This is a genomic window from Thermodesulfobacteriota bacterium (assembly GCA_031082315.1).
In the GTDB taxonomy this organism is placed as follows: domain Bacteria; phylum Desulfobacterota; class QYQD01; order QYQD01; family QYQD01; genus QYQD01.
The window spans coordinates 328,145-345,130 of the sequence record JAVHLC010000002.1; the positions used below are offsets into that span (position 1 = coordinate 328,145).

11 protein-coding genes, 2 rRNA genes and 1 pseudogene are annotated in these 16,986 nt (G+C 50.3%); 5 read left to right on the plus strand and 9 right to left on the minus strand.

Annotation, left to right across the window (positions count from 1 at the left end):
* The first annotated feature begins 9 nt into the window (after window positions 1-9).
* The 4 genes from RDU59_03410 to RDU59_03425 all read left to right on the plus strand — a co-directional run bounded on the left by RDU59_03410 (window position 10) and on the right by RDU59_03425 (window position 5,924).
* Window positions 10-534 (plus strand): pilus assembly protein PilP, encoded by a 525-nt coding sequence (locus tag RDU59_03410; protein MDQ7837525.1) that lies wholly within the window; start codon window positions 10-12, stop codon window positions 532-534.
* Window positions 534-3,158, plus strand: a complete 2,625-nt coding sequence (pilQ, locus tag RDU59_03415; protein ID MDQ7837526.1) for a type IV pilus secretin PilQ — start codon at window positions 534-536, stop codon at window positions 3,156-3,158. The genes RDU59_03410 and pilQ overlap by 1 nt, the downstream gene beginning before the upstream one ends.
* Window positions 3,159-3,383: 225 nt before the next feature.
* On the plus strand, window positions 3,384-5,153 hold the full coding sequence (gene purD, locus RDU59_03420; GenBank protein MDQ7837527.1) for a phosphoribosylamine--glycine ligase: 1,770 nt from the start codon (window positions 3,384-3,386) through the stop codon (window positions 5,151-5,153).
* A gap of 21 nt (window positions 5,154-5,174) precedes the next feature.
* Window positions 5,175-5,924: an L-threonylcarbamoyladenylate synthase gene (locus RDU59_03425; protein ID MDQ7837528.1), complete on the plus strand. Its 750-nt coding sequence runs from the start codon at window positions 5,175-5,177 to the stop codon at window positions 5,922-5,924.
* Between the two features lie 39 nt (window positions 5,925-5,963).
* Here the strand turns inward: RDU59_03425 and folE2 are convergent, their stop codons facing one another.
* The gene (gene folE2 / locus RDU59_03430) at window positions 5,964-6,740 is read right to left on the minus strand and encodes a GTP cyclohydrolase FolE2 (GenBank protein MDQ7837529.1); all 777 of its coding nucleotides are present in this window, start codon (window positions 6,738-6,740) and stop codon (window positions 5,964-5,966) included.
* 43 nt (window positions 6,741-6,783) lie between these two features.
* Complete coding sequence (locus RDU59_03435) at window positions 6,784-7,545, minus strand: AAA family ATPase (GenBank protein MDQ7837530.1); 762 nt, start codon at window positions 7,543-7,545, stop codon at window positions 6,784-6,786.
* A gap of 236 nt (window positions 7,546-7,781) precedes the next feature.
* On the opposite strand from RDU59_03435, the gene RDU59_03440 reads away from it, so the two are divergent.
* A complete protein-coding gene (locus RDU59_03440; GenBank protein ID MDQ7837531.1) occupies window positions 7,782-8,750 on the plus strand; it encodes a hypothetical protein in 969 nt (322 codons plus the stop codon).
* 153 nt (window positions 8,751-8,903) lie between these two features.
* Here the strand turns inward: RDU59_03440 and RDU59_03445 are convergent, their stop codons facing one another.
* From RDU59_03445 to RDU59_03475, 7 genes and pseudogenes are all read right to left on the minus strand, one after another.
* A complete protein-coding gene (locus RDU59_03445) occupies window positions 8,904-10,733 on the minus strand; it encodes a cache domain-containing protein (protein ID MDQ7837532.1) in 1,830 nt (609 codons plus the stop codon).
* Window positions 10,734-10,834: 101 nt separating this feature from the next.
* On the minus strand, window positions 10,835-12,610 hold the full coding sequence (gene aspS / locus RDU59_03450) for an aspartate--tRNA ligase (GenBank protein MDQ7837533.1): 1,776 nt from the start codon (window positions 12,608-12,610) through the stop codon (window positions 10,835-10,837).
* A complete protein-coding gene (gene hisS / locus RDU59_03455) occupies window positions 12,610-13,884 on the minus strand; it encodes a histidine--tRNA ligase (GenBank protein MDQ7837534.1) in 1,275 nt (424 codons plus the stop codon). The genes aspS and hisS overlap by 1 nt, the downstream gene beginning before the upstream one ends.
* A gap of 259 nt (window positions 13,885-14,143) precedes the next feature.
* Entirely contained in the window at window positions 14,144-15,448 is a 1,305-nt protein-coding gene (locus RDU59_03460) for a pyridoxal phosphate-dependent aminotransferase (GenBank protein ID MDQ7837535.1), read from the minus strand.
* A 256-nt stretch (window positions 15,449-15,704) separates the two neighbouring features.
* Window positions 15,705-16,283 (minus strand): annotated as a pseudogene (locus tag RDU59_03465) (IMP cyclohydrolase).
* 58 nt (window positions 16,284-16,341) lie between these two features.
* Window positions 16,342-16,458: ribosomal RNA gene (rrf, locus tag RDU59_03470) — 5S ribosomal RNA — on the minus strand.
* A 74-nt stretch (window positions 16,459-16,532) separates the two neighbouring features.
* Window positions 16,533-16,986 (minus strand): 23S ribosomal RNA (locus RDU59_03475); the annotation flags it as partial.

Below are 16,986 nucleotides of genomic sequence, written 5' to 3' on the forward strand. Positions count from 1 at the left end.
ATCCGGCTGATGGCGTGTAGTTTGATGTGCCTGATGCTTATCTTTGCCGGCTGCAAGGACAAGAAAACGGAACCCCCCTTAAGTGTGCCGAATGAAGGGTCTCAGAAAGCCGAAGCCGCCTCTCCTGCCTCCGGGATGAACGGCGAAATCGGGATGCTGGAAAAATATTCTTATAACCCGGTCGGAAAGCCGGATCCGTTTAAGCCCTTTATATCAGAAGATAAGGCAGGGGATAAATCAAAAACCGTATCGCCCGGCAGCGTGGCCTTACCGCTGCAAAGCCTGGATATTGGCCAGTTGACGCTGGTTGCCGTCGTTACCAACAGCAGGGATCCCTACGCCATGGTGGAAGACGCATCGGGCAGGGGTTACATCTTGCGTACAGGAAGCCGTGTGGGGACGCAGGAAGGCGTTGTAACCGGCATCCTGGCGGACCGCGTGGTAGTCACGGAAACCGTGAAAGATTTTACCGGAAAAATAAGGAAACGCCCCGTGATACTCAGGTTAAGTGGATCAGGGGAAGGAGAAGATTAATGTGCTGGATTAGAATACAAGTTCTGGCCATTATAGTATTCATGGGCCTCGGCCTCTGGTTGCCGGCTGACACGGCTTATGCGGCATCAAAATCAACATCAATCCGGGAAATTGAGTCTGTTATTGTCTCCCAGTATGAATCCACGCTCCGGGTTACTATCCAGGGAAAGGAGCCGTTAACATATACCGCCTTTAAACAGGTCAATCCCTTGGCCATAATTATTGACATCCCGGAAGCAGACGTAAGCCAGGTAGCCTTCCCCACGGATTTTGACACCAGCATTATTAAGGCTATAAAAGGCACATTTTTGGGTGATAAATTGGAGGCTTATTCCCACATCGAAATCGCATTGGTGAAAGATATACCCTATACTATTACCCGAATGGATAAGGGTATAGTTATTGCTTTTCAAAAGGGCCCTATCGTTGCCGTAAAAGAAGAATCTGCGCCAGAACCCGATTCGGAACTTAAGGCGGCAAGGGAACCGGACAAAGCGATCGAGACCACGGCCAGTTTAGCCGCTATGCCTCCGGCCAAAGGCATAGTTGACGTGGCGGTAGATGCCCCCGCAAAAGGAACAGTAAAAGTTGTTATTTCTGCTGATGGAATATTGCCCCGTTCAAAGTCCTTTACATTGTCTGACCCGTCCAGACTGGTTGTAGACATCCCTGAAATTAAACTCGTATATCCAAAGAGAGCGGTCTCTGTCCAGAATGATCTCTTAAAAAAGATTCGTATGGCCGCAAAAGCAGGCGGGGTTCGTATTGTTTTCGACTCTAAAAAGACGGCGTTGTTCCCTTATTCTATTGACCAGACTGCCGGGACCATTACGGTGTGGATCGGCAAGCAGGCCCCGGCCCGCCTCCGGCAGGAAAGCCGGAAACCCGAACCCGTGGTATTACCTTCGGTCGGGACTATAGAAGCTATAGACTTCGAGCCTCTGGAGGAAGGCAAGGTTCGTCTTACGGTGAGGGCTGACCGGAAATTACCATACAAGCTAATTAACATCGATAAGGATACTGTGTTACTGCGCCTGAGCCAGGCTTTGCTGCCCAAGGCATTGGCCAGACCTTATGACACCGGCTATTTTAAGGGTGCGGTAAAAGAAATAATCCCGCAGCAATCCATATCTGCAAAACATACTGTGGACATTACCATAAAGATGCGGGACGAGGTCCCCTTCCAGACCGTAGAAAAGGAAAATACTATCCAACTGGAATTTGCGGCCACAACCGTCCCTCCGAAACCAGACCAGTTGGCCCAAATGGCGCCGGAGGCTGCCAAACTACCGGCAGAATATGAAGCGGCCCCTGACAAGGACACAGTCTTGCCTCCGGAATTCAGCGATCTGTCAAGGGACACGGCCGCGCCGATAGACGATGGCCTTGCCAGGGTAGAAATGCCTTTTGGCCCGAATAAGGTCTATACCGGCCAAAAGATAACTCTGGACTTCCAGAATGCTGACATCCATAACGTCTTCAGACTGCTGGCCGAGGTAAGCAAACTGAATATTGTGGCCGGCGACGATGTAACCGGTAAGGTAACCTTGAAATTAGACAGGGTCCCCTGGGATCAGGCATTGGATGTGGTCCTGGCGGCCAAGGGCCTGGGGATGGTAAAAACCGGCAATGTCATTCGTATCGCACCCTTGGCCAGGGTGGCAGAAGAGAATAAACGGCTCATTGAATTGCAGCAGGCAGAGCCCATGGTCACTGAGTATATCCAGGTAAACTACGGCAAGGCCGAAAAATTAAAGGATCAGATCGACAAAATCAGAAGTGAACGGGGTTCGGTTACATTCGATGAACGTACTAACAAGATCGTAATAAAAGACACCCCGGCCGTAATCGAAGACGCCAGGGCTATAGTAAGCTCGCTGGATGAGCCAACCCGGCAGGTGCTTATCGAGGCGCGTATTGTGGAGGCCACGGCCGATTTCTCACGTGAGTTGGGGGTGCAGTGGGGCGGAACAGCCACGAAATCCGGAGAACACGGGAAGTTCACCGTGCAGGGACGGCTCGATTCCACTAATAACTTCGCGGTTAATCCAGGCATACCGGCTACTGCGGACGCATTGGGCGCCATCGGTTTTTCCCTTGGGCGAGTAGGCGCTACCATGCCTAGTCTGGATGTGCGCCTCCTGGCCATGGAGAGTGACGGCAAGGTACACATAGTCTCCTCACCAAAGATTACTACCCTGGACAATAAAGAGGCTCATATCCAGCAGGGTTCCAAGATACCGTATCTCAAGCAGACCCAGGATGGTATCTCCACGGAATTTGTGGAGGCCACGCTTAAACTGACCGTGGTTCCCCATATAACGCCGGACAACCGTATCGGCCTGAATATAACGGCCAAAAAAGACGAGCCGGACTGGACAAAGACTGTGCAAGGCACGCCGTCCCTTGATATCCGGGAGGCAAAGACGGAACTCCTGATTAATGACGGCGAGACCGTGGTGATCGGCGGGATCATTTATGAAAAGAAAACAAAGACTATAGCGGGCGTGCCTATATTATCCAAGGTTCCGGTATTGGGCTGGCTCTTTAGGGGTGAAAAGGACGCCACAGAGCGCACGGAGCTCCTGATCTTCCTGTCTGCAACTACCGTCAAGATGGATTAGCTGTCAGCCGCCGGCTTTCAGCTTTCGGCCTCCGAGTTGCGAGTTACGGGTTTCGGGTCAAAAACTCGTCGTGCCTCTGGCAGATCCGCCAGGGCGGACAACTCGCAACCCTTCTCCGACTCATAACCCATCATTCATTACCCATCCCTAATAAGCTGCTGTTTCTCTTGACAGAATCCGTTAGTAAAGGTAGTAAAAGCTAAATTATGATAAAAGGAGCACAGCATGAAAGTCCTTGTTGTAGGCTCAGGTGGCCGTGAGCATGCCTTGGTCTGGAAGATTGCCCAGAGTCCTTTAGTAAAAAAAATCTACTGTGCGCCGGGCAACGCCGGTATAAGTACGCTGGCTGAATGCGTGAATATCTCCGCTGAAGATATTAAGGAGCTGTGCGCATTTGCCCAGAACAAAAAGATAGATCTGACCGTGGTCGGGCCGGAGACGGCGTTAACCCTGGGCATTGTAGATATCTTTTCTGCCAAAAAATTATCCATATTTGGCCCGGGCAAGGAGGCTGCGGCTATTGAAGGCAGTAAAGTATTTGCCAAAAAGCTTATGGATAAGTACCACATCCCCACCGGCAAGTACGAGGTATTTACATCAACTGATAAGGCCATGGCATACCTGAAAAAGGCTGCATTCCCCCTGGTAATTAAGGCCGACGGCCTGGCTGCGGGCAAGGGCGTAATAGTCGCCCAAAGTTATGAAGAAGGAGCGGCTGCCGTTGACCTCATTATGCAGAAGAAGGCCTTTGGTGAGGCCGGTAAAAAAATAATCATCGAAGAATTCCTGGAGGGCGAAGAGGTCTCTTTCATGGCCGTCACAGACGGCAAGACCGTTCTGCCGCTGGCCACCTCGCAAGATCATAAGGCTATTTTTGACGGGGATCGCGGCCCAAACACAGGGGGTATGGGGGCCTATTCCCCGGCGCCGCTGGTCACCCCTCAGTTGTACCGGCAAATCATGAAAGAAATTATGCAGCCCACCATAAAGGCCCTGGTTGCAGAAGGGCAGCCGTACCGCGGAGTCTTATATGCCGGCCTTATCATCAAGGAAGGAAAGGCCAAGGTACTGGAATTCAATTGCCGCTTTGGCGACCCGGAGGCCCAGCCTATCCTGGTGCGCATGAAAGGCGACCTGGTCAGGATCATGCAGGCTGCCATCGACGGTACGCTCGGCAATCTTTCTATTGACTGGGATCCCCGCCCGGCGGTCTGCGTGGTTATGGCCTCGCAGGGATACCCGGGAAGTTATAAAAAAGGTAAGATCATTCAAGGTCTCGCTGCCGTTTCAAAAATGAAAGATGTTACCATCTTCCACGCCGGCACGGCCATCAAGGGTAACAGTGTTGTAACAAATGGCGGCCGGGTCCTGGGAGTAACCGCTTTTGGCAGCGATTACAAGCAGGCAATTAAACGCGCCTATGAGGCAGTGGGCCGCATCAAGTGGGAAGACGTCTATTCCCGTAAGGATATTGGACGCAAGGCCCTGAAAAATAAGGGAAACAGTCCTTTAGTAGGCATTGTCATGGGCAGTGACTCGGACCTGCCTGTCATGGTTGAGACAACTTCCGTACTTAAAAAAATGGGCATCTCCTATGAAATTACCATCGCCTCTGCCCATCGGTCTCCGCAGAGAACACATGAATATGCACAAAAAGCCGCGGAGCGTGGCCTGGAAATCATCATTGCCGGTGCCGGCGCAGCCGCCCACCTGGCCGGGGTCATCGCCTCTGAAACCAGCCTGCCGGTTATCGGGGTACCCATAAATTCCTCGGCCCTAAACGGCCTTGACTCTCTTCTTTCTACTGTCCAGATGCCGCCCGGTGTCCCTGTGGCTACTATGGCCGTCGGCAAGGCCGGGGCCAGGAATGCCGCCATCTTTGCAGCGCAAATCTTGGCCTTGAAATATCCCCACATCGCGGAAGAATTGAGAAAACATAAAGTGAATATGGCGCAGGAAGTGGAGGAAAAGGCCAGTCGGCTAGGCCCGATATAAATAAGTGATGAGTACTGAGTTATGAGTGATGAGAATAGGTGGCAACATCATCCCGTAGGACAGGCGTCTCGCCTGTCAGGGGCTACTCATCACTCGTCACTCATCACTATCAAAGTGAATGCCCAAAATCCTGACGAAGGGGCAATATGTAAAGCCTGCGCAGTTCTCAAACAAGGTGGAATTCTGGCCTTCCCTACCGAAACTTTTTATGGGTTAGGCGCTGATGCCTTAAATGAACAGGCCCTTAAAAGGGTCTTCGCCCTCAAACAGCGTGATTACGCCAAACCCCTCCTGGTAATCATCGCTGAAAAGGACCAACTGTATAGCCTGGTAAGCGACATTCCGGCCGTAGCGGAAAAGCTCATGGACAGCTTCTGGCCCGGCCCCCTGACTATTATATTCAAGGCCAAAAAGGGCCTGCCCTCCCTTCTCACCGGCGGAACAGATACGGTAGGCATCCGCATATCCTCCCACCCAGTTGCCCGGTCTATCGCGTTGACCTTTGGCCTTCCCCTCACCGCTACCAGCGCCAATCTCTCAGGTGGTAAGGACCCGGCCACAGCTCAGGACGTCTGTAACCAACTTGGCGAAGGAGTAGATCTGATACTTGATGCCGGCGAAACTAAAGGGATCAAAGGCTCAACGATTATTGATGTAACCCTTTCACCGCCGCGAATAGTAAGGGAGGGAGATGTTCCAGCCGAGGAAGTTAAAAAAGTGGCCGGGTATTTTCAAATGTCAAAATCCCAAGTTCAAATCAAATCCAAATGACCAAGAACCCCAACATTTGAGCTTTGAACTTTAAACTTTTTACACAACCCGTCTCTCAATAAACGCATAGGCGCTATGATTGTGGATGGACTCAAAATTTTCCGCCTCCACGGCAAACCAGGTTATCTCTGGATCGGTGGAGAATTTCTCAGCCAGGCTGCGCACTACATCCTCCACAAACATAGGGTTTTGATAAGCCTTCTCGGTAACGAATTTTTCGTCCGGCCGCTTTAGAATGGAATAGACATCACACGAGGCAGAATTCTCAACTAAACGGATAATATCTTCTATCCAGACAAATTTTTTAAAACGTATGCTTACCCGCACCTCGCCTCTCTGGTTATGCGCACCAAACTCACTAATCTCTTTTGAGCAGGGACAGACCGTGGTAACGGGTACTTCCACACGCAGGATGATGTCGTTCTTTTTCTTCTTTTGCCTGGATCCGCTGATGCAACAGCGGTATTCCAGCAGACTGGGGGTACGAGTTACCGGGGCCTTTTTCTCAATAAAGTAGGGAAATTCAATCTCCAGATGAGCCGACTCTGCTTTTAACCGTCTTCTCATTTCGTCCAGGATGTGTGAAAATTTCTTGATGTTTATCTCACCGCGGAATTCATTAAGTATCTCCACGAACCGGCTCATGTGTGTCCCCTTGAACTTATGGGGAAGGTTGACATACATATTGACGCTGGCTACCGTCTGCTGGACATCGTTTGCCTTGTCCAGCACAGTGATAGGGTACCGGATGTTCTTGACCCCCACCTTGTCAATATCTATGTTACGGTGGTCTCTCTGTTTCTGGATATCAATCATCACACATCTCGACAGGCGAGACGCCTGTCCTACTTCATAGCTTTCAGCTAAAATCACTCATCACTTGCTTTATAATGTTTTCCCCGGCCTCTCTTAACCCCGGGCTGGCCACAAAGGGCGGCACACCTTCCCGTTCAGCATCCGAAACCTTTAAATCCAGGGGCAGAAAGCCGGCAAAAGGCAATTCTTTTATGCGGGCCGTAATATACTCTTTGTCTGCCTCATTCCTGATCTTATTTCCTACCAGGAAAATCCGATTAAGTCCGATCTCCCTAGCCAGGCGCGTAATTTTCTCGGCGGTCTCAATGCTGCCCCGGGAAGGCTCTACTACTATTAAAAGGGCATCCACGGCCTGTACTGTCGCCCGGCCTAAATGCTCTACCCCGGCCTCCATATCCAGGATAATGACCTCGGAATCCGAGGTAAAAAGCTTCCTTACCAGCGTCCGCAAGACCATGTTCTCCGGACAGGCACACCCGCTTCCTCCCTTTTGTACTGAACCCAGCACCATCAGGCGTATGTTGTCCCTGGTTACCATGAATCTTTCCGGGAGATCTTCCACTCGGGGATTCAGGTTGTAGAATGCCCCTCCCTGACTGCCCGAACGCTCCATAAGGAGCTCCTTCATCTCAGCCAGAGGCGTGATGTTAGCAGCCTCCGGAAATCCCAGCGCATCGGCCAGATGGGGACTGGGGTCGGCATCAATGGCCAGGACATTCATTCGTTTTTGGGCAAAAAGATAGGCCAGGAGAGCAGAAACTGTGGTCTTACCTACACCACCCTTACCGCTTACGGCTAATTTCATGATTGACCTTCGTATAGCTATCAGCTATAAGCCGTCAGCTATTAGAAAGATTTTTTTCCGGCGAACTGACTGCTGAAAGCTTTTCAAAAAACTTAATGTAAGCCAGCGAGTTTGTCCAGTTAAATATTTTTCATATCTAAAGGAAAAAGATAACCCTATTTTTTACCTTAATCTTATTTCTTATGCTAAACTTAACTTTTGAAATATTATCATTTTTTCATCTATGATTCCAAACTATGATCACTATCGGTCTTTCCGCACATCGGGCAGAGGCGATCCCCTTCCTTAAAAACGTATTCGCAAGATCTGACGTTATTATCCTCGAAGAACCGCCCCATCCATCGTTCCAGACCATGCTGGAAGGAGAAATTCCTATTCCCGGCTATCTCGAACAGACTGACCCATCTTTCCCGATATACTCAGGGCAAATCTATCATCTATTACAAGATTGCTATAGACGAGGTAAGTTGGTCACCCAGATTGAACCTTACCTGGCAAAGTTAAACGAGATCCATGAATCGGTTGAAAAGGGCTTAAAACCCGCCGATCTGACACACCAGCCGGAGACGAAGGCCGTCTATGATGCAGAGAATATGACCTTTGGGGCCTTATTGAACTACTACCAGTCCGTAGATAAGACCTTTGCGGAAACCACCTGGGCCGTAATGGACTTTGCCTCTCGTGATGCCCAACGTATAAAACTCCGTGACCAGATGCGGGCTGAGGCGATTACTGACTTTATCAGAGAAAATAGATTCCAGGATAAAACCATCTACATAGAAGCGGGGTACATCCATTTTGCCCTACGCGCGGCGCTCTTAAAAATAAAAAACGCTCACCAACACAATGTAAAACAGGTCTTCATCCTGGCCGAGCCCTCCCGCAATCTCAGTTACAAACAAGGGGGGAGAGCTGTTGATTTTATATCACCACCGGGTGACCTGCTAACCCTGCACTATATGTTCAGAGGAAAATTTAACGAGGCGTTAGGGAAGTTACTGGCCGCCCGGAGCCTGATCTACGTAAGCCTTTTGACCAAGGAAGAGCTTTTTCCAACACAAGAACAACCCACACCCCATCTGGCGGAAGAGGTCCGGTTAAAGGCTTTTGTGGATAAACTGGATTATAAGGCGTGCGAAACCATATTTAGCCGGATAAAAAACCTCCCCACTGCTGAGGCACAAAAAATGCTACGTCTTCTTTGATTCACGCAGCATTCTCTCCATGAACATGCATAGCGAGCGCATCCCCTGTTGCTTGCAGCGGGGTTAGCGAGCGAATATGGTGCATTTTACCTTGCTACGGAGATTCCCCGCAGTTTGCTGCGGGGAGCTTCAATCTCAAAAGATTCCTACTCGTCAAATATCCCCGTTTTTCTCCATCTTGGCCAGATCTTCAAAGCGGATATCCGCGCCCAGAATACCCACGATCTCTTCTTTGTCGCTGCGAATTGGCGCGGAAACCGTGATGCAGAGGGCCCCGGTTATCTTGGAGGTATAGAAATCTGTGACATGAACCTTCCCGTCCTTTAACGGATTGATAAACCAGGGGCGATCAGAGAAATCTCTATCCAGCTTAAACGTTTCATACTTGGCCCGGTCCTTAACGTGCGTAATATTCTTGGTGATCTTGCGGCCCTCGGTATTCGTGACATAGATAAACTGGATAAATGGATTAGCATCCAGGAACTTCTGTAGTACAGGTTCCTGGGCCTTAGCCTTCATAGTCTTTATTTCTTCTCTTTCTACTATTTCTTCTATTAAATGGGCCGCCAAGTCATAGGCCTTTTTCTTCAGTTTATCGAACTCAGAGATGAATAACTCAGGCAGATGCTTCCTGGCCTGCATCTCCATCTCCTCATTGGATATGGCGGTCACCCGACCCGCCTCATACTGTTCCATTACCCATTTATAGATATGCGCAATCCCGGGATGCCGCTTGTCCACCTGAGACTCAACGGCAAGACCTAACCGGTTGTTAATCCAATGAGCAATGCCGGCTACACCGGACTTATCGCCGATTATTATGGTTATAGGACGGTTGAGTATCTTCTGCGTATCAAATATGTTATATATTTCCTCATTCTTGATCAGGCCGTCCGCGTGTACCCCGGCCCGGGTGGCGTTGAAATCAGAACCGATAAAGGGATAATTGGACGGGATGTGATAATCCAGTTCCTTTTCAAAATATTCGGCGATCTCGGTTATTACCGTAGTATCAACCCCATTGGTGCGCCCCAGCAGGCTTATATATTCGACGATCAATCCCTCGATAGGGGCGTTGCCTGTCCGTTCACCAAAACCAAGCAATGTCCCATTAGCTCCCGCACATCCATAGAGCCAGGCGGTAGTGGCATTGATAAATACCTTATGGAAGTCATTGTGGCCATGCCACTCCAAAAGGTGGCCAGGGACCCCGGCATCATCAATCATGGCCCGCACCAACTTTGGCACACTGCGGGGCAGGGCCGCACCCGGATAGGTTACGCCGTAACCCAGGGTATCACAAAGTCTTATCTTGACATCGATACCGCTCTGTTCCCTCAGTTTCATAAGCGCTATGGCGAAAGGCACACAGAAGCCATAGATATCGGCCCTGGTTATGTCCTCAAAATGGCATCGGGGAACGATTCCGTGGTCAAGGGCAGCCTGCACAATACGCAGATAATCCCTCATGACCTGAGAACGTTTTTTCTTTAGCTTGAAAAAGATATGGTAATCAGAGACTGAGGTCAGGATGCCGGTCTCTTTAAGACCCATCTCTTTGACTAGCTTTAAATCCTCAGCCTTGGCCCTGATCCAGCCTGTTATCTCCGGATAACGGTATCCCTTCTCCAGACAGCGCCGCACCGCTTCTTTGTCTTTGTTACTGTAAAGGAAAAACTCGCTTTGACGCACGACGCCGTTTGGTCCGCTCAGACGGTGCAGGAGATCAAAGATGTCGCAGATTTGTTCTACAGTGTACGGCGGCCTGGCCTGCTGACCGTCACGAAAAGTGGTATCGGTAATAAATATCTCTTCCGCCGGATCAATAGCAATCAACTTGTGGTCAAAATCTACACGGCAGACCTCATCGTAAGGAAAGACTTCGCGCTGGAGGTTGGGTTCAGAGACGTCCTTCAGTTCATGACGCCAAAACTCAGTATGCTCGTGCTCGAGCACCCTCCTGGATCGATTCCATTTAGCCACTTTTACTCACACCTCCTTTAAAGGGATGGGTTATGAGTGATAAGTACTTTTGCACCCTTATCCAGCCACACTCATCACTCAGTACTCATCACTCGTCACTGTTAATGCCAGTCCGGCTTAAGATATAGCTCGGCCAACTGGGTCATGCTGACCGAAGACGGCGCCTCCGTAAGCAGGCAAACTGCCTTCTGTGTCTTGGGAAAGGCGATGACATCACGGATGGTCGATCGCCCGCACATGAGCATCAAAAGCCGGTCCAGACCAAAGGCAATGCCTCCATGAGGCGGAGCGCCCATCTCCAGCGCCTCCAGAAGGAAACCAAACTTATCCTGGGCCGCTTCACCAATACCCAAGGCCTCAAAAACCTCCTGCTGTACCCCGGTTTGATGTATCCTGATGCTCCCTCCGCCAATCTCTATCCCGTTCAATACCAAGTCGTAGGCCCGGGCCATAACTTCCCCGGGAGAAGTTTTTAACTTATCTATATCCTTGGTCGCCGGAGCGGTAAAGGGGTGATGTACGGCTACATAGCGCTTTTCTTCGGTATCATATTCCAGAAGCGGAAAATCTTTTATCCATACAAATCTAAAATCACCCTCCGGGATAAGATTCAGCCGCCCGGCTAAATGTAATCTGAGTTCTCCGAGGGCTCGACAGGCAGTGGCCATAGTGTCTGCCACAAAAAAGACTATGTCTCCCGTCTGGAGATCCAGTGCCTCTCCGAGGGCCTTCTTCTCTTCATCAGAAAAAAACTTGGCAATAGGTGATTGCCATCCCTCTGGTTTAATCTTTATCCAGGCCAGACCCTTGGCCCCGTATTGACCAACAAACTGGGTCAGGTCATCCAACTCTTTGCGTGAGAAATCATAACCGGCTCTAACCGGAAGGGCCTTCACCACGCCACTCCTGGCCACTACATCCGCAAAGACCTTGCATTGGCTCCCGGCCATGAGAGAAGAGATGTCGCGCAGCTCCAGGCCAAAGCGCATATCCGGCTTGTCCGTCCCAAAACGGGCCAGGGCCTCGTGGTAATAAAGACAGGGGAACGGGGTAACCGTAGATACCCCCAAGACCTCCTGAAACAGCCTGGACATCATCCCTTCCACCAATACATATACGTCTTCTTCGGTGATAAAAGACATCTCCATGTCCACCTGGGTAAATTCCGGCTGGCGGTCGGCCCGCAGATCCTCGTCCCGAAAGCACCGCACTATCTGATAATAGCGGTCCATGCCGGCTACCATCAAAAGCTGCTTGAATAGCTGCGGCGACTGGGGAAGGGCATAAAACCGGCCGGGGTTGAGCCGGCTCGGCACCAGATAATCCCGCGCCCCTTCCGGGGTGCTCTTGGTAAGAAAAGGCGTCTCTATCTCCCAGAAGCCGTTTTCTTCCAGATACCTCCTTATGACCGAGGCCGCTTGATGCCGCCGCCGAAAATTGGCGGCCATATTTTGCCGCCGGAGATCAAGGTAGCGATAACGAAGCCTGAGATTCTCCGAGACATCGACTTCTTCTTCCAGCGGGAAAGGAGGTGTCTTGGCGGTGTTTAGTACACAGACCTTATGCACTACCACCTCTATTGCCCCGGTTTTCAGATTGGGATTCTCCATGCCTTCCGGCCGACTCCTCACCTTTCCCTGTACAGCAAGCACATACTCACTACGCACCCCCTCGGCTCGGTTATGGGCTTCCTGGCTGACGCTGGGGTCAAACACTATCTGCGTGATTCCCTCGCGGTCGCGGAGGTCAACAAAAATAAGCCCGCCATGATCACGCCGGCGATGCGCCCAGCCCATGAGCGTCACCTCGTTGCCAATCTCAGCCATACCAAGTGATGCACAGTAATGAGTCCTCTTCCAACCCTCCGCGCCGGACATTAAACAACCCTCCCCATTTCCTCACCTATACGGCGAACCAATGCCTCGATATCATCATTAAAATCAACCGCCCATTGCCGGCTGGATTTCATATCCCGCATAGTAACACTGTTCCTGGCCAGTTCATCATCACCCACGATTAAAACCAGAGAGGCGCCGATCTTGCCTGCGCGCCTCATCTGACTCTTCAGGCTATGCCCCTCGTAATCTATCTCAGCCTGTATCCCGGCCAGTCTTAATCTGTGTGCGATACGGGCGGCAATAACACAGGCATTTTCACCCATGGCCGCCACAAATAAGATAGGTTCCTCCCCTATTTTTTGCAAGTCACCTATTAACAGAGATAACCTCTCCATCCCTATGGCAAAGCCCATCCCGGACAAATCGGGGCCTCCCAATTCTTTAATAAGGCCATCATAGCGTCCCCCGGCGGCCACGGCACTCTGCGCCCCCAGGGCCAGACTGGTAATCTCAAACGTCGTCCGGGTGTAATAATCAAGACCACGCACCATAAGGGGATTTATTGTGTAAGGAACACCAAACAACTGGAGATGTTCCTCTACTGCATGGAGATGGGTTTTACAGTCCGGACAAAGATACTCGGATAAAGAAGGCATGCCCTCAAGCGCCGCTCGGCATCTTTCTACCTTACAGTCCAAGACTCGAAGCGGATTGGATACGGCGCGGCGCTGACAATCAGGACAAAGCCCGGCCTGCCTCGTTCCAAGAAAAGACTGTAAATCCCGGCGGAATTGCGGCCGGCAATGAGAGCATCCCAGGGAATTTATCTGCAATTCCACGCCGGATACGCCCAGAGCGCTTAGGATATGCATAGCCATAGTCATCAACTCAGCATCAATGGCCGGGCTATCTAAGCCGATGGCTTCGGCATTTATCTGATGAAACTGCCGGTAACGACCTTTCTGCGGCCTTTCGTGGCGAAACATGGGGCCGATGGTATAGAGTTTTTGTATCTTGTCCTGGGCATATAACCCATGCTCAATAAAGGCCCGCAGGATGGAGGCCGTAGCCTCCGGCCGTAAGGTAAGACTCTCGCCGCTACGGTCAACAAAGGTGTACATCTCCTTTTCCACGATGTCGGTAGTTTCACCGATACTTCGTGCAAAAAGCTCTGTCTTCTCCAGGATAGGAATTCGGATCTCGTTAAACCCAAAACAGCGAAAGACGTCTCTGGCCATCTTTTCTATATGCTGCCATCTTTTCGCCTCTTCAGGCAAGATATCTTTGAAGCCACGAATACCCGGTATGGGCATTTTTCTCTCCCCTAAAAACTATGGCAACCCCGGGGGTTGCCGCACAAGTCCACCCCTCCCAAACCCTCCCCCTCAAAGAGGGAGGGCAGGGGGGTGAAAAATAGAAGTTCCTGAGCTTATTTTAACTTGCTGATTATTGTGATTTCTTAACGTATAGAGGCAAAAAAGTCAATAGAAATGGCCGATAAATTAAGGGGATACCGTAGTTGAGATCCTTATCAAAAGCACATAAAGGTCGGAGTTTCTGAGGGCCGGACCTTCAAGACTTCAAATACCGCTCAATATTTTCCGCCAGTATATCAAAAATCCTTCTGAACTCTCTTTCGTCTCGTTCTAACAGTGTAACCCGGAACCCCTGGAGGTCGGTAGAAAAGGAAGACAATGGCACGACGCAAATACCTATTGATCCGAGCAAATAATACACAAATCTCTTGTCCAGGGATACACCCGGTGCACTTACCAAGCGCTCCACATGGACACGCACGTCATTATTTTTAATAGGCAAAGTCTGCTTGTTATTTAACCGGCCATCTTCAAATACCACACTCATGTAAAAAGCACCGTTGGTTCGGTTAACTAAGACACCCGGTACGCCGTTTAGCCGCTCATAGGCAATATTGGAAAATTTCTCATACCTGGAGATACGCTCATTTAGATATTCCGGGTACTTAGGGTGGGTTACCAATCGCGGAATAGCCTTCTGCGGAAGGGTGGTCGAACAGACCTCCATCATCTTGGCATTCAGAATAGACTGTACATATCTCTCAAAAAGTACGTCTTTGTGGCCGTTATAGACTTCTATCCAGCCACAGCGGGACCCCGGCCAGGGAAATTCCTTGGATATGCCACGCATGGCTATGGCTGGAACATCGCCTATAATATCGCCTATAGGGACCGTTTTTTGCCCATTGTAAACGATATTGATATAAACCTCGTCACAGATAATGAAAAGATTATACTCCCTGGCGATAGAAACTATCTCTTTTAAAATATCTACGGGATAAACCACTCCCGTTGGATTGTCCGGGTTGATGAGCAAGATGCCTGCTACATTCGGGTTATATTTAACACGGTTACGCAGGTCCTCAATATCCGGATACCAACTGTTTCCGGGATTTAACTGGTAAGAAATAGGTCTGGCCCCGGCATGGGCGGCCTCAGCCGAGGAATGCGTGGAATAGGTAGGGGCGGGGCCAATAATACGCGCTGTAGGATTTAACAGCCCATAAACCTTGGCAATAGCATCGCCCAGACCATTAAAAAAGATGATGTCATCCGGGGTAATCTGTGCTCCGCCCCGTTTGTTAGTATGCTCCGCTATAAACTGGCGGGTCTCCAGAAGACCACGGGTAGGGCTGTACCCGTAGGTGCAATCCTCCATGACCAGTTCAGATACGATCTTCTTCATCCAACCCGGGATTTTCTCTCCCTTGGCCACGGGATCGCCAATGTTCTCCATATTGGTCTTAATGCCCAGGGTCTGGAGCTTCTCCGCCACATTAACGATATTACGAATCTCGTAGGTCAGTTCTCCTGCGCCAACGTGCACGATATCCGTACGCATGAATCTGATTACCTCTTTCTAGTGTACTTTCTCAGAAAGGAATTTACACAACGGTCATTCCGGACTTGATCCGGAATCCCGTCTGCTCAACCTGGATTCCCGCTCCCCGATCGTAAGTCGGGGACAGGTTTCGCGGGAATGACAACTCTAAGGTCATCGTAAAACTGGAACTAAAAGCCCGTTTCCAAGTTTCTGATATTAATAATACAACGTCGTCAGCAGGTCAATATGTTCTTTTTTACATCGTTTGCCCGTCCAAGTACTCGAAGATATTCCTATCGTAAGAGCTCGTCAGATCGAAAACCTTTTTGGCCAAAACGAATCGCGTGGGCAATGTCGTGCCACCATTAGTTTTTTCCATTTCTGCCAGCACCCGAGTATAATCCTTGGGATCACAAATAACCGTGACATCACGGAAATTCTTAGCTGAAGCGCGCAGCAAAGTCGGTCCGCCAATATCAATTTGTTCTATAGCACCGTCTATGTGAACATTCGGTTTGGCTATGGCCTGGGCAAACTGGTAAAGGTTTACTACCACCAGGTCTATGGGTGGGATATTTAGCTCGGTGGTCTGCTGGACATGTGCGGGATCATCCCGCCGGAAAAGGATCCCTCCGTGTACCTTGGGGTGAAGGGTCTTAACGCGGCCGCCCAATATCTCCGGCGAACCGGTATATTTGGAAATCTCGACCGCTGAAATACCATTGTCCTTCAGAAGTCTTGCCGTGCCGCCGGTGGAAAGTATCTCTACCCCAAAGTTAGCCAAAGCTTTTGCAAATTCAACTAAGCCAGATTTATCGGTTACACTGATTAACGCCCGTCTTATCTTCCCCACGAAGTCACCTCCAAAAAAAACCCGACCCCGCCTCTGGCGGAATCGGGTTAAATTTTATTCCCGGCAACGTCCTACTCTCCCACCCGGTCGCCCGGGCAGTACCATCGGCGCTGAGGAGCTTAACTTCCGTGTTCGGGATGGGAACGGGTGTTTCATCCTCGCCATAGCCGCCGGAAAATCACATTCTTCAAAAAAACAATTGATAAACAAATATGGCCACATCAGTAAATGCATTGAAAATATAAAATTATGGTCAAGCCGCACGACCGATTAGTATCAGTAAGCTCAGACCATTACTGGCCTTACACACCTGACCTATCAACCTCGTAGTCTCCGAGGGGTCTTTAGGTGGCTTACGCCACGGGATATCTAATCTTGAGGTGGGCTTCCCGCTTAGATGCTTTCAGCGGTTATCCCGTCCGAACGTAGCTACCCAGCGATGCCACTGGCGTGACAACTGGAACACTAGAGGTTCGTCCATCCCGGTCCTCTCGTACTAGGGACAGCTCCTCTCAAATATCCTCCGCCCGCGACAGATAGGGACCAAACTGTCTCACGACGTTTTAAACCCAGCTCACGTACCGCTTTAATTGGCGAACAGCCAAACCCTTGGGACCTACTCCAGCCCCAGGATGCGATGAGCCGACATCGAGGTGCCAAACCTCCCCGTCGATGTGAACTCTTGGGGGAGATTAGCCTGTTA